The sequence below is a fragment of the Paraconexibacter sp. AEG42_29 genome (assembly GCF_040581415.1).
GTDB lineage: Bacteria > Actinomycetota > Thermoleophilia > Solirubrobacterales > Solirubrobacteraceae > Paraconexibacter.
Genome location: NZ_CP114014.1, coordinates 5,299,477 through 5,312,077 on the forward strand (window position 1 = coordinate 5,299,477; position 12,601 = coordinate 5,312,077).

At 73.9% G+C, this 12,601-nt stretch carries 12 protein-coding genes; 6 read left to right on the forward strand and 6 right to left on the reverse strand.

What is annotated here, in order from left to right; translation table 11 throughout:
• Positions 1–3: 3 nt before the first annotated feature.
• The 3 genes from DSM112329_RS25205 to DSM112329_RS25215 form a co-directional block, all read right to left on the reverse strand.
• The gene (locus DSM112329_RS25205; protein ID WP_354699326.1) at positions 4–648 is read right to left on the reverse strand and encodes a response regulator transcription factor; all 645 of its coding nucleotides are present in this window, start codon (positions 646–648) and stop codon (positions 4–6) included.
• Positions 636–1,946 (reverse strand): sensor domain-containing protein, encoded by a 1,311-nt coding sequence (locus DSM112329_RS25210; protein ID WP_354699327.1) that lies wholly within the window; start codon positions 1,944–1,946, stop codon positions 636–638. Before DSM112329_RS25210 ends, DSM112329_RS25205 begins: the two co-directional genes overlap by 13 nt.
• Positions 1,947–2,050: 104 nt before the next feature.
• Positions 2,051–3,343 carry an alpha/beta fold hydrolase gene (locus tag DSM112329_RS25215; protein ID WP_354699328.1) on the reverse strand — a complete coding sequence of 431 codons (1,293 nt, stop codon included), beginning with the start codon at positions 3,341–3,343 and terminating at the stop codon, positions 2,051–2,053.
• A gap of 154 nt (positions 3,344–3,497) precedes the next feature.
• Between DSM112329_RS25215 and DSM112329_RS25220 the strand changes: the two genes are divergently transcribed.
• From DSM112329_RS25220 to DSM112329_RS25230, 3 genes are all read left to right on the forward strand, one after another.
• A complete protein-coding gene (locus tag DSM112329_RS25220; protein ID WP_354699329.1) occupies positions 3,498–4,166 on the forward strand; it encodes a gamma-glutamyl-gamma-aminobutyrate hydrolase family protein in 669 nt (222 codons plus the stop codon).
• A 136-nt stretch (positions 4,167–4,302) separates the two neighbouring features.
• The gene (locus tag DSM112329_RS25225; RefSeq protein ID WP_354699330.1) at positions 4,303–4,626 is read left to right on the forward strand and encodes an SMR family transporter; all 324 of its coding nucleotides are present in this window, start codon (positions 4,303–4,305) and stop codon (positions 4,624–4,626) included.
• Positions 4,626–5,222 (forward strand): TetR family transcriptional regulator, encoded by a 597-nt coding sequence (locus DSM112329_RS25230; RefSeq protein ID WP_354699331.1) that lies wholly within the window; start codon positions 4,626–4,628, stop codon positions 5,220–5,222. Before DSM112329_RS25225 ends, DSM112329_RS25230 begins: the two co-directional genes overlap by 1 nt.
• A 183-nt stretch (positions 5,223–5,405) precedes the next feature.
• Here the strand turns inward: DSM112329_RS25230 and DSM112329_RS25235 are convergent, their stop codons facing one another.
• Positions 5,406–6,470 carry an alkaline phosphatase family protein gene (locus tag DSM112329_RS25235; protein ID WP_354699332.1) on the reverse strand — a complete coding sequence of 355 codons (1,065 nt, stop codon included), beginning with the start codon at positions 6,468–6,470 and terminating at the stop codon, positions 5,406–5,408.
• A gap of 1 nt (position 6,471) precedes the next feature.
• The gene (locus tag DSM112329_RS25240; protein WP_354699333.1) at positions 6,472–8,079 is read right to left on the reverse strand and encodes a DHA2 family efflux MFS transporter permease subunit; all 1,608 of its coding nucleotides are present in this window, start codon (positions 8,077–8,079) and stop codon (positions 6,472–6,474) included.
• Positions 8,080–8,170: 91 nt separating this feature from the next.
• On the opposite strand from DSM112329_RS25240, the gene DSM112329_RS25245 reads away from it, so the two are divergent.
• From DSM112329_RS25245 to DSM112329_RS25255, 3 genes are all read left to right on the forward strand, one after another.
• Entirely contained in the window at positions 8,171–9,109 is a 939-nt protein-coding gene (locus DSM112329_RS25245; protein ID WP_354699334.1) for a cation diffusion facilitator family transporter, read from the forward strand.
• 82 nt (positions 9,110–9,191) lie between these two features.
• On the forward strand, positions 9,192–10,034 hold the full coding sequence (locus tag DSM112329_RS25250; RefSeq protein WP_354699335.1) for a CAP domain-containing protein: 843 nt from the start codon (positions 9,192–9,194) through the stop codon (positions 10,032–10,034).
• Between the two features lie 96 nt (positions 10,035–10,130).
• Positions 10,131–10,634, forward strand: a complete 504-nt coding sequence (locus DSM112329_RS25255; RefSeq protein WP_354699336.1) for a hypothetical protein — start codon at positions 10,131–10,133, stop codon at positions 10,632–10,634.
• Positions 10,635–10,647: 13 nt separating this feature from the next.
• Here the strand turns inward: DSM112329_RS25255 and DSM112329_RS25260 are convergent, their stop codons facing one another.
• On the reverse strand, positions 10,648–12,468 hold the full coding sequence (locus tag DSM112329_RS25260) for an acyl-CoA dehydrogenase (RefSeq protein ID WP_354699337.1): 1,821 nt from the start codon (positions 12,466–12,468) through the stop codon (positions 10,648–10,650).
• Positions 12,469–12,601 lie beyond the last annotated feature (133 nt).

Genomic DNA, 12,601 nt, shown 5'->3' on the forward strand with positions numbered 1-12,601 from the left:
CGGTCACGCCCCCAGGTAGGTCAGGACGGCGAGCACGCGGCGGTGCGTGGCGTCGGTCTGCGGCAGGCCGAGCTTCCCGAAGACGTTCTTCACGTGCTTCTCGACCGCGCCGTGGGACACCACCAGGCGCTCGGCGATCGCGGCGTTGCTGAGGCCCTCGGCGAGCAACCCGAGGACCTCGGTCTCGCGCGGGGTGAGGTCGTCCAGGACGTTCACCCGGCGCCGGCGGGAGAGCAGCTGCGCCACCACCTCGGGGTCGATCGCCGTGCCACCGGCGCCGACGCGGGAGGCCGCCGACACGAACTCGCGCACGTCCGCGATGCGGTCCTTGAGCAGGTAGCCGATGCCGGTCGCGCCCCCGCCGAGCAGCTCGGTCGCGTAGCGCTCCTCGACGTGCTGGCTCAGGATCAGGATCGCGACCTCCGGCGCGCGGCGGCGGACCTCGAGCGCGGCGCGCAGCCCCTCGTCGGTCTGGGTCGGCGGCATGCGGACGTCGACGATGCACAGGTCCGGCCGCACGCGCGTCGCGGACTCGACCAGGGCGTCGCCGTCCCCGACGGCGTCGATGACCTCGTGGCCGTGGTCGGTCAGCAGGGACGCCAGGCCCTCCCGGAGGAGGACGAGGTCCTCGGCGATCACGACGCGCATGGCAGTTCCGCTCTGATGGTGGTGGGCCCGCCCGACGGGCTCGTGACGACGAGCCGGCCGTCGAGGGCCTCGAGCCGCTGCGCGAGTCCCTCAAGGCCGGAGCCGGGGGCGCGCCGGGCGCCGCCGTGCCCGTCGTCGGCGATCGTGACCTCGAGCGCGTCGCCCTCCCAGCGGATCTCGACCGTGGCACGGGTCGCGCGGCTGTGGCGGTCGACGTTGGTCAGCGACTCGGCGACGACGAAGTAGGCGGCGGTCTCCACGGCGGCGGGTGGCCGCCGGTCGCCGATGTCCACGCGGATCGCGACCGGGACCGCGCACCGCTCGCCGAGTCCGGAGACGGCGGCGTCGAGCCCGCGGTCGGAGAGGACGGACGGGTGGATGCCGCGGACCAGGTCGCGCAGCTCCTTCATCGCCTTCTTGGACTCGACGTGGGCGCCGTCGAGCAACTCGGCCGCACCTTCGGGGTCCTCGGCGATCTTGTCCTGCGCGCGGCTGAGCGTCATGGCGATGTACGCGAGGCGGTGCTGCGCGCCGTCGTGCAGGTCGCGCTCGATGCGGCGCAGCGTCGCGTCGGCGGAGTCGACGACCCCCGCGCGGGTCTCCTCGAGCGTGCTGACGCGCTGGGCGAGGAGCGCCTCGGCGTCCGGGGCGAGCAGCCGCCGGGCCAGCGCGGCCCAGCCGTGCGCCGCGGCCGAGGTCGCCAGCAGCGCGATCACGCCGACGACCACCCCGCCGGCGACGATGCCGATCGTCAGGTCGTCCCCCTGCCGGACGAACCACGCCTGCTCGGGCATCGTGCCGCGGACGAACGGATACGCCAGCGCGGCGGCGACGGTCGCCCAGAGCGCGACGATGATCGTCGCCATGAGCAGGCCGGCGGACGTCAGGAGCGCGAGGTAGCCGAGGTCGCGCCAGGTGGCCGGGTCGGCCATCCGCTCGCGGGCACGGTCGCGGGCCCGGGCCCCGGTGAGCGGGCGCTCGCTCGGCGGGATCGGCGCACCGAGCACGAGCGCCGCGCGGTCGCGCTCGAGCGAGGCGACGCCGCGCCAGCCCATCATGGTCCAGACCAGGATCGGGATGCCGATGACGAGGACGAACAGCCCCGCGCCGACCGACAGCGCGACGACGAACACCGTCAGCCACAGGACGCCGAGCGGCAGCGCGGCCGTGACGTAGAGGAACTCGGCGGCCGCCTGGCGGATGGGGCCGCGCCGCCGACGGCCGCTGGGCCCCGCGGGCGGGAGCACGCCGGGCATCGGCTCGGTGGGCTCCTCCCCCGCTGTGGCGACCGTGGACATGCCAGGAACCTACGGGCAGCGACGCCTGCGGGCCAGCCTGGCAGCGGGCCGATGGCTGGTGGGGATAACCCCCATCCGGTGGTCGGCCCTGGGCTGGTGGCGGCTCAGCGGCGCGCGCAGGCGACGGTGCGGGCGAGCGTCACGGTGCGGGTGCCGCGGCTCGTGACGAGGCGCAGGCGGATCGTGCGGCGCCCGGGCTTCAGGCCGGTGACCCGGATCGTGCTCAGCGCACGGCCCGTCCGGCGGCCGACCCGTCGAGTCCCGCTGGTGGCGGTCGCCGACCGGACCCGTGCCCCGCCGCGCGTGTACGGCGCGAGGCTCAGGGTCAGCGCGCGGCCGCGGGTGCAGGACCGCTCCTTCGCACCGCCGGCAGCCGAGCCGGTGCTTCTGCCGGTGTCCTTGTCTTTGTCCGCGGCGGGGGCGAGGCCGACCGACGGCGGGTTCGGCGTCCCGAGCGCCGTGACGACGGTGCACGGGACGGGCCGGGCGCGCGTGGGGGCGAGCGCGTTCAGGACCAGCTGCGCGACGACCGGCGAGTAGGCCACCCCGAGGTGCTCGGAGGAGTCGGTCGCGCAGACGTCCTGCAGGAGGATGTTCCTGACGTTGGGTGCCGTGAGGAAGCCGCTCGTGTACGGGATGACGAGCTCGTCGTACTTGGTGGCGATGGTGGTGTAGCTGACGCCCGGGACCGCCGGACCGGCCGCGTTGACCTTGTCGAGGTACTCCGAGCCGCGGGCGAACTGCGGGCACGAGCCGCAGCCGACGCCGGCGAAGGTCGAGTAGACCGCGGGCGCGGCGCCGAGCGTCTTGGCCACGCCGAGCAGATCGCCGATCCCGGCGAGGTTCGTCCCGTTCCAGAGCGGTGTCAGCTGGACGTACTTGTCGACCTTGGCCGCGCCGTCGCGGAACGCCAGGTACCAGCGCGGCATGACGGTGCCCTCGGAGTGGCCGAGCAGGTCGACCTTCTTGGCCCCGGTGGCGGCGAGGACCTTGTCGACGAACACCTCGAGCTCGCCGGAGCTGTCCTCCATCCGCTTCAGCCCGCCGACGAAGTCGAGCCCGGTCTGACGGCCGTAGGTGAGGCCGAAGACGCAGAAGCCGTTGTTCTTCAGCAGCGGCGCCATGGTCGCCCAGTTGTCGCCGAGCGTGGCGCCGAGGCCGTGGACGAGCACGACGGGGTTCAGATGGTCGGCCGACGGCTTGCAGGCGAAGTCGTTGGCGCCGGCGACCGTGTCGGGCGTGAAACCGCCGGCGAGCAGGGGGACGGGGGTGTAGCTGACCGGGAGCGGCGGCGTGCCGGCGGCGGTCGCGGTGGCCGGGACGGCCGCGGTCCCGGTGGCAGCGAGGGTGGCGGCAGAGGCCGCGAGCAGCAGCCGGACGACTCGCGAGCGGGACATGGACGGGACCGTAACATTTCGCCGCGCTGGTTGCTGGCGGTCACCGTCGCGGGCGTCGATGTGCCACCACACGCCACCCGCGCACGTGGCGGCACATCGAGCGCGATGGTGGCGGGGCGATCGCCAGCGGACGGGCTGCACTACGGTCAGCGCCATGGCCGACCTCCTCGTCCTCCAGCATCAGGACGACGCCCCCGCCGGACTGCTCGGCGGCCTCCTGGCCGCGCGCTTCGGCGCCGGCGTGCGCACGGTCCGCGTGGACGCCGAGCCGCTGCCGAGCGGGGACGACCGGCCGCGGGCGGTCGTCGTCCTGGGGGCGGACGCGTCGGCGGTCGACGGCGGAAGCGCGGCGTGGGTGGGGACCGAGATCGCGTGGATCCGCCGGGCCGCGGTCATCGGCGTCCCGGTTCTTGGCGTCTGCTTCGGGATGCAGGTGCTGTCGGCTGCCCTCGGCGGGCGGGTGCACCGGATGCCCGCACCGCAGGTGGGGTGGATCCGCACGCCCAGCATCGACATCCAGGCGCTGCCGTCCGGGCCGTGGCTGTCGTGGCACGAGGACGCCGTGCTGCCGCCGCCCAACGCGCGCGTGCTGGCCCGCGACGAGTTCTGCGTGCAGGCGTTCGCCGCGGGGCCTCACCTGGGCGTCCAGTTCCACCCGGAGGTCACGCCGGCGATCGTCGACGACTGGATCGCCGCCGACGGCCGCGACCTCGCGGCGCGCGTCTACGACCCGGACGAGTTGCGGGCCCAGACCGCGGAGCACGCGCCGGCCGCGGCGCAGGCGGCGCTGCGACTGTTCTCGCGTTGGCTGCGGTCGGTCTGACGCGCCCCCCTGAATAGCTGACCCCGGGTTCCGCACCCCCGGCGGGGGTCAAAGTCCGGACGACGGGTGGCGGTGGACTGCAGCCCAGCCGCGCCCTTCGGAACATTTGTTCCGTTTTCGGTACAGTTGTCCCGACATGCTCCTCGCCTGGCTCTACCTCGCCGCTGCGATCTCGCTCGAGGTCACCGCCACCCTGTCCCTCAGGTCCGCCGGCAACGGGAACCTCCCGGCGCTGGCGGTGGTCGTCGTCGGCTACGTCAGCTCCTTCGCGCTGCTGTTCCTGGTCCTGCGCAAGCTCGACGTGTCGGTGGCTTACGCGGTCTGGTCGGGGGCCGGGACGGCGGTCGTCGCGTTCATCGGCATCGTCGCGCTCGGGGAGTCCTCGTCGCCCGCCAAGATCGCCTCGCTGGCGCTGATCATCGTCGGCGTCGTGGGGCTGAACCTGTCCGGCGCCCACTGATGGCGACGCCGGACCGCCCGCCCCGCGGCGAGGCGCGCCGGGCCGTCATCCTCGAGGCCGCGCTGCAGGTGGTGGCCGACGAGGGTGTCGGCGCGATCACCCACCGGCGCGTGGCAGCCGCGGCCGGGCTTCCCGTGGCCGCGACCACGTACTGGTTCGCGTCCAAGGACGAGCTCCTCACGGCCGCCTATCGCCTCGCGGCCGACCGCGACATCGCGCGCATGCGGACGCTCACCGCGTCCGCTGCGACCCGCGGGCCGGGCGGCCTTCCCGGCGCGCTCACCGACCTGCTGACCGCCGACCTCTCGGGGAGCCGAGCCGCGCTCGTCGCCGCGTACTCGCTGTGGCTCGAGGCCGCCCGGCGACCCGAGCTGCGCGCCATCGAGCGCGAGTGGACGGCGGTCTACGTCGACCTGCTCGACGACCTGCTCACGCGCGCCGGCTCGCGGCAGCCGCAGACGGACGCGCGGCTGCTGGTCGCGACGCTGGACGGCCTGCTCCTCGCCTCCCTGGCCGCACCGCAGGACGATCCGGCGGCGACCCTGCGCCCGCTGCTCGAGCGTCTGGTCGGCGCGCTGCTCGCCCGCGGAGCCTGACGCGGGTCTGACCCCCCGGATCCTCCGCGGAGCAAGCACGCGCCGCTCCCGCACCCGGACGCCTGGAGGGTGACGGGGGTATGCCCCGCCGAATCCTCCGCGGAGCAGCACGCACCGGTCCGTGCCGCGGACGCCCGGAAGACGAAGCGGGTCTGACCGCCAGATCCTCCGGCCTCCCCGTCGTCAGGTCAGGCGCGCCAGGTAGGTCCCGGTCTCGGCCGGGTCCAGGCCGCCGTGGTGCCCGCGGAACACCTGCTCCGGCCCCGCCGCCGACCGCAGCCACGCCTGCCGCCCCGCGACCGGCAGCACCACCACGTCCGCCAGCCGGGCGGCGAGCAACGGGCCGACCCGCGGGAACAGCGAGGCGGCGGGCCGCACCTCGGCCAGCCCGTCGAGCCGGTCCCCCAACCCGGCCAGCACCGCGTCGACGTGGTCCGGCAGCACGTGCAGGAAGCAGTCGCGCGACGAGCCGGCCGGGTGCGCGTGGGACAAGTGGCCGGGGAGCTCCGGCCACAGCTCGTCGAGGTAGTCGACCCGGTCCGGAGCGACGTCGACCTGGCCGTGGTCGGCGGTGAACAGCACCGTGACGCCCTCGAGCGACTCGAGCGCCGTCCACAGCGCGTCGAGCGCGGCCCGTGCCTCGGCGTCGAAGGCGGGGGACGACGGACCGTCGCGATGGCCGACGGCGTCGATCAGGTCCCAGTAGAGGTGCGCGTAGACCGGCCCGTCCGGGTCGCGCATCGCGGCGGCCAGGGCGAGCGCCCCGTCCGCGAGCTCGTCGAACGGGTGGCGCGCGGCCCCGTCCAGTGCGACCGTCCCGAACGGCGACCCGTCGATGCGCCGCGGACCGAACATCGCGCACGGCACCCCGAGCCGGCGGTAGAACGACGGCCCGGGCGCGAGCGCCGCGGGGTCGAGCTTCCCGAGCAGCCCGCCGGGCAGCGGTGCCCCCGACGGCGTGAACATGAACGGGCAGATCACGGTGTCCAGCGTCGGCTCCAGGACGTTCCACTCGTAGAGCCCGTGGTCCTCGACCGGGAGGCCGAAGTGCATGGTGGTCACGTGCGCGGTCGTGGTGGAAGGGAACTGCGAGCGCAGCGGCGTCACCGCCAGGCGCCGCACGAGCGGGTGGTCGTCGTGCCGCTCCAGGAACGCGAGCCCGAGGGCGTCGAGCAGGATCAGGACGACCCGCTCGCCGGCGCGGACTCGGCGCTCGACCTCGGACGGGATCTCGGCGAAGGACTCCATGTCACACAGGCTCCAGGTCGGCGACGGCGGGGGCGGGTGCGCTGATGGCCGCCAGCGGCTGGCCGGCGAGCTGACCGCCGGGGCAGTCCTCGCAGCGGACCTCGCGGCGGGGGTTGCGGATGCCGACCAGGCCCAGCAGACCGCCCAGCCCGACGAGGACCGCGCCGATCCCGATTCCCACGCGGAAGGCGCCGACCGACGCGTCCTCGACGGCCTCCGCGACCGGCGCGCCCACCACGGCCGGATCGACGCGGGACAGCGTGGACCCGCGGGCCTCCGCGAGCGCGGCGCGGGCCGCGGGCGTGCTCGCCAGCGCACCGGCGCGATCGTCGAGCCGGCTGGCGAACTGCGACGCCACCACGGCGCCGATCGCGGCCACGGCCAGCAGCCCGGCCACCCGGGCGATCGCGTTGTTGACCCCGGACGCGATGCCGGCGACGGCCTCGTCGGCGTCCGCGAGCACGGTCGCGGTCAGCGGCGCCACGGTCGCCGACAGGCCGAGGGAGAAGACCACCAGCGCCGGGAACAGGTCGGTCCAGTAGTCCAGCTGCGCGTCGAGGCGCAGCAGCAGCGCCATTCCGGCCGCGGCCAGCAGCGGCCCGCCGCCCATGAAGATCCGCGGGCCCAGGCGATCCGCGAGCCGCCCGGCCCGCTTGGACAGCACGAACATCACGATGGTCGTTGGCAGCGTCGCGAGCCCGGCCTGGAGCGCGTCGTAGCCGGCCACCTGCTGCAGGAAGAGGACCAGGAAGAAGAACGTGACGCTGAGGCCGGCGTACATCGCGAACGTCTGCAGGTTGCCGACGGTGAAGTTGCGCCGCCGGAAGAGGCCGAGCGGCAGCATCGGGTGCGCGGTCCGCGACTCGTGGACGAGGAACGCCGCCAGCAGGACGATGCCGCCGACGCCCGGTCCCCAGACCTGCGCGCTGCCCCAGCCGACCTCGGGCTGGCGGATCAGCGCGAGCACCGGGCCGGCCAGTCCGAAGGCGGTCAGCACCGCGCCGGTCCAGTCGACGTGGACGACCTCGGTCCGGGGCGGCTGCGCCGGGATGGCCACGCGGATGAGCGCCAGGGTCAGCAGGACGAACGGCACGTTGATGGCGAAGATGAGCCGCCAGGAGACGCTGTCGACCAGGTAGCCGCCGGCGAGCGGCCCGATCACGGTGGCGATCCCCGCCCAGGCGGTCCACGAGCCGATCGCGGCGCCACGCTCGGCCGGTGGGAACGCCGCCACGATCACGGCCAGCGCGCTCGGCGTGAGCAGCGCGCCGAAGACGCCCTGCAGGACGCGGCCCAGGACGAGCGCCTCGATCGAGGGGGCCAGCGCGCAGAGCAGCGACGCCAGCCCGAAGCCGGTCACGCCGATCGCGAAGACACGACGCTCGCCGAAGAGGTCCCCGAGCGAGCCGCCGACCAGGATCAGCGACCCGAGCATCAGCAGGTAGGCGTTCGACACCCACTGCTGTCCCGCGAGCCCGCCGCCGAGATCGTCCCGGATCGCGGGCAGCGCGACGTTCACGGCGGTCGCGTCGAGGCCGGCGACGAACGACCCCATGATCGCCGCCGCGAGCGCCAGGCGCTTCGCGCGATCGTCGAGGGGAGCAGACACACGCCCAGCCTAGTCGGGCGCGTGCCTTGGGAACCGGTCCCGTTCCCGGCTCGGCCTCCCGTCGCCGTCCGCGTGCGAGCATGCCTCGCCGATGGGCGACGCGACACCTCAGGGCAGCAGCCACGGCGGCCATTCCGGCCACGGGCACTCGCACGCGATCGGACCCGACGCCAACGTCCGCCGGCTCTCGATCGCGCTGGCGCTGATCGTCAGCTTCATGGTCGTCGAGGTCATCGTCGGCATCGCCGTCTCCTCGCTCGCGCTACTGTCGGACGCCGCGCACATGCTCACCGACGCGGCGGCCATCGTGCTGTCGCTCGTCGCGATCCGGCTGGCGGCACGCCCGGCGAAGGGCGCGCTGACCTACGGCCTGAAGCGCGCGGAGATCCTCGCGGCCCAGGTGAACGGCGCCACGCTGCTCGTGCTCGGCCTCCTGATCGTGATCGAGGGCGTGCAGCGCATCGTCCACCCGCCCGAGGTCGAGGGGGCACCGGTCCTGATCGTGGCCATCGTCGGCGTGGTCGTGAACCTGATCGCGGCGTGGGTGCTCGCAGGGGCCGACCGCCGCAGCCTGAACGTCGAAGGCTCCTTCCAGCACGTCCTCACCGACCTCTACGCGTTCATCGCGACCGCGGTCGCCGGCGCCGTGATGCTGCTCACCGACTGGCGGCAGGCGGACGGCGTGGCGGCGCTGTTCGTCGCGGCGACCATGCTGCGGGCCGCCTACTCGCTGCTGATGGCGTCCGGGCGGGTCTTCCTCGAGGCGGCGCCGGCCGGGCTCGACCCCGAGGCCATCGGGCACGCCATGGCCTGCCAGCCGGACGTCGTCGAGGTGCACGACCTCCACGTGTGGGAGGTGACCTCGGGCTTCCCCGCGCTGTCGGCTCACATCCTGGTCGCCCGCGAGGCGGACTGGCACGCGGTCCGCCTGCGTCTCGCCGAGGCGCTCGAGCGCGACTTCGGCATCACGCACAGCACGATCCAGGTGGACCAGGACGGCGACCAGCTGCTCGAGATCGCGCCGCTCTGACATCCGGTCGGATGCGGCGCAGTGTGACGCCTGTGTGCGCAGCCGCGCAGATCGCGCCCCGCGGACCGGGCAGGATATGGGAATGAATCCGCGCCACTTCGCCGCCCTCGCCGTCGCGCTGGTCACCCTGGCCGCGCCGGCAGCTGGGTCCGCCCAGAGCCCGTCGGGCTGCGCGAACGCGGCGACGCCCATCGCCGAGCTCGACGCCGTGCAGGCGCGCACCGCGCTGAAGTGCGCGCTCGGGAAGCTCCGCTCCGACGCGGGCCTGTCCGCCTACCGCGAGTCCCCGAAGCTCACGAGCGCTGCGCAGGACCACGCGAACGACATGATCGCCCGCGACTACTTCGATCACGTCTCGCCCGGCGGAAGTGACCCCGGCACGCGGGCGAAGAAGGCCGGCTACCCGAACGCCTACGTCGGCGAGATCATCGCCGGCGGCTCCACAGCCGACGAGAACATCGCGCTGTGGCTCGACAGCCCGCCGCACAAGACCGCCATGTTGTCCACCCGCTATGCGGAGGCCGGCTTCGGGAACGCGGCGTCGGCCGATTCGAGCGTCGCCGTCGTCGTGGTCGGGTCCCCCGGGGGCCCGTCGAAGCCGAAGCCCGCCGCTCCCGCGAGCACCCCCTGCACCGTCGACCCACGCAACGGCCCGGTCGCCTTCTGCCCCCGGTACGTGAAGAACTCCGGGAACCAGGGCGTCTACCGGATCCGCGGCCACGTGGTCGGCGAGAGCTACTCGGCGCTGACCATGACCATCAGCCGCGGCCCCCTGACGAAGACCTTCACGATCAAGGTCAGCGCCAACGGCCGTTTCGACAAGGTCGTCAGGGGCCCCAAGCTCCCGAAGAACGGCGGCGTCCTGCGCTACAAGGCGTCGATCGTGGTCGACGGCAGGACCATCAGGTACGGCGGCGACCTCTGAGCCGGCCGTAGGCGCAGCTCCGCCGCGCGGCGGACGACGGCGGACGGCCGGGGGGACGACGGGCGCCGGCCGCGAGCTTCTATGGTCCGCGCGACGATGCGCACCCGCCTCGCCGCCGTCCTGCTGATGTCCCTGCTGCTCCCGGCCTGCGGCTCGTCCGACGACCCTGGTTCGACCGCGCCACCCGGCGCGGCTGCGACGGCCACGTCGGCGACAACGGCGACCGACACCGGCGTCGTGACGATCGCACCACCGCCGCCGAAGCCGGAGACGACGCCGCAGCAGTCGTCCAACGGTGCACCCGAGGGCGCGGCGCCGACGACCGAGGCGGAGTACACGGCGGCGCTCGTCGACCTCTCGAAGAAGCTCGACGACGAGATCGACGACGCCGGGAAGTCCGGCGACAGCACCGGCATCGCCAAGGTCCTGGACCGCATCGTCGACACGCAGGACGCGTGGACGAAGGCGGGCAACGCGGCCGGCGGCGCGACCGCCCTCGTCGCTGCGGCGCAGACGGCGCGCACCGCGGTCGAGAGCCCGCTGCTGCTGGACGAGGCCCACCGCCAGGTCGCGGCCGCCCGCAGCGCGCTCGGCGGCTGACGCCGCCGCCGGATCAGAACCAGGCGTCCTGCATCTCGAGCGTCGTGCGGTCCAGCGACGCGAGCAGGTCCAGCTGCGGGCCGGCCTTCGGGAGCTCGTAGCGCAGGAAGTACGCCGCCGCCTGGCGCTTGCCGTCGTAGAACGCGCCGTCCCGCCCGTCGACCGCGAGCAGCTGCTCGAGCCAGATCCACGCGACGACGATGTGTCCCGCCGCCTCCAGGTACGCGGTCGCGTTGGCCAGCGCGGCCTCCACGTCCGGCTGCCCCCAGATGGTCCCGGTGACCTCCAGCAGGCGTGCCAGCGACGCGGCCAGCGCGTCGGCGTGCGCGGCGGCCTGCCCGCCGCCACCGGACCGCGCCCGGTCGACCGTCGCGGTGATCGTCTCGGCCAGCAGGCCCAGGCCGGCGCCGCCGCGCATCGTGACCTTGCGGCCGAGGAGATCGAGGCCCTGGATCCCGTGGGTCCCCTCGTGGATCGGGTTCAGGCGGTTGTCGCGGTAGTGCTGCTCCACGTCGTACTCGCGCGCGTACCCGTACCCGCCGTGGACCTGGATCGCCAGGTCGTTCGCGGTCACGCACCACTGCGACGGCCACGACTTGGTGATCGGGGTCAGGACGTCCAGCAGCAACGCGGCCCGTGCACGGGCGTCCTCGTCCGGCGCGGTCTGCTCCTCGTCGACCAGCCGGCCGCAGTAGAGGACCAGGCCCATCGCACCCTCGACGTAGGACTTCTGCGCGAGCAGCATCCGCTTGACGTCCGCGTGCTCGATGATCGGCACCTGCGGGGCGGTCCCGCCCTTCGCCGCCAGGGTGCGGCCCTGCGGCCGCTCGCGCGCGTACTGCAGCGCCTTGAGGTAGCCCGTGTAACCGAGGCACGCCGCGCCCAGGCCGACGCCGATCCGGGCCTCGTTCATCATGTGGAACATGTAGGCCAGGCCCTTGTGCGGCTCCCCGACCAGGTACCCGACCGCGCCCGCCGCGCCGCCCGGGCGGTGCGTCCCCTCGCCGAAGCCGAGGACGGTGTTGACCGTGCCGCGGAAGCCCATCTTGTGGTTCAGGCCGGCGAGGACGACGTCGTTGCGCTCGCCCACCGCACCGTCGTCGTCGACCAGCAGGCGGGGGACGACGAACAGGCTGATGCCCTTGACGCCGGGAGGACCGCCCGGGATCTTCGCGAGCACGAGGTGGACGATGTTCTCCGCCAGCTCGTGCTCACCGCCGCTGATCCACATCTTCGTCCCGAAGACGCGATAGCTGCCGTCGTCCTGCGGCTCCGCGCGCGTCGTGACGTCCGCCAGCGACGAGCCCGCCTGCGTCTCCGACAGGCACATCGTCCCGAAGAACCGGCCCTCGATCATCGGGCGCACCCACGTCTCGATCTGCTCCGGCGACCCGTTGACGAGCAGCATGTTCGCCGCCGCCACCGTCAGGAACGGATACGCCGACGACCCCACGTTCGCGGCCTGGAACCACGCGAAGGCGGCGCTGGCAACCACCTGCGGCAGCTGGATCCCGCCGACCGCCTCGTCCATCGCGCCGCCCATCAGGCCCGCGTCCGCGAACGCCGCCAGCGCGGGAGCGACCTCCGGGATCAGCACGACCGTGCCGTCCGGGCCGATGTGCGGCTCGTTCGCGTCCGCCTCGCGGTTGTGCGGCGCGAAGTGATCGGTGGCGATCCGCTCCGCGAGCGTCAGGACCTCATCGAACGTGTCGCGCGAGTGGTCGGCGAAGCGCGGCCGGTCGCAGAGCTCCTCGACCTTCAGCCACTCGTGCAGCAGGAACTGCAGGTCCCGGCGGGACAGAAGGGACGAAGCCGTCAGTGCGGGAGTGCTCATGGAGCCATTCTGCCCGGATGCGAGCACTCGGGTGCACGGGTCAGGGCCGGGATGGCCGGATCGGGGCAGCACGCGCGACGGTCGCCGCGGCGAAAGATCGGGGTGCCGTCCCCCATGTCCCGATGCGGCTGCC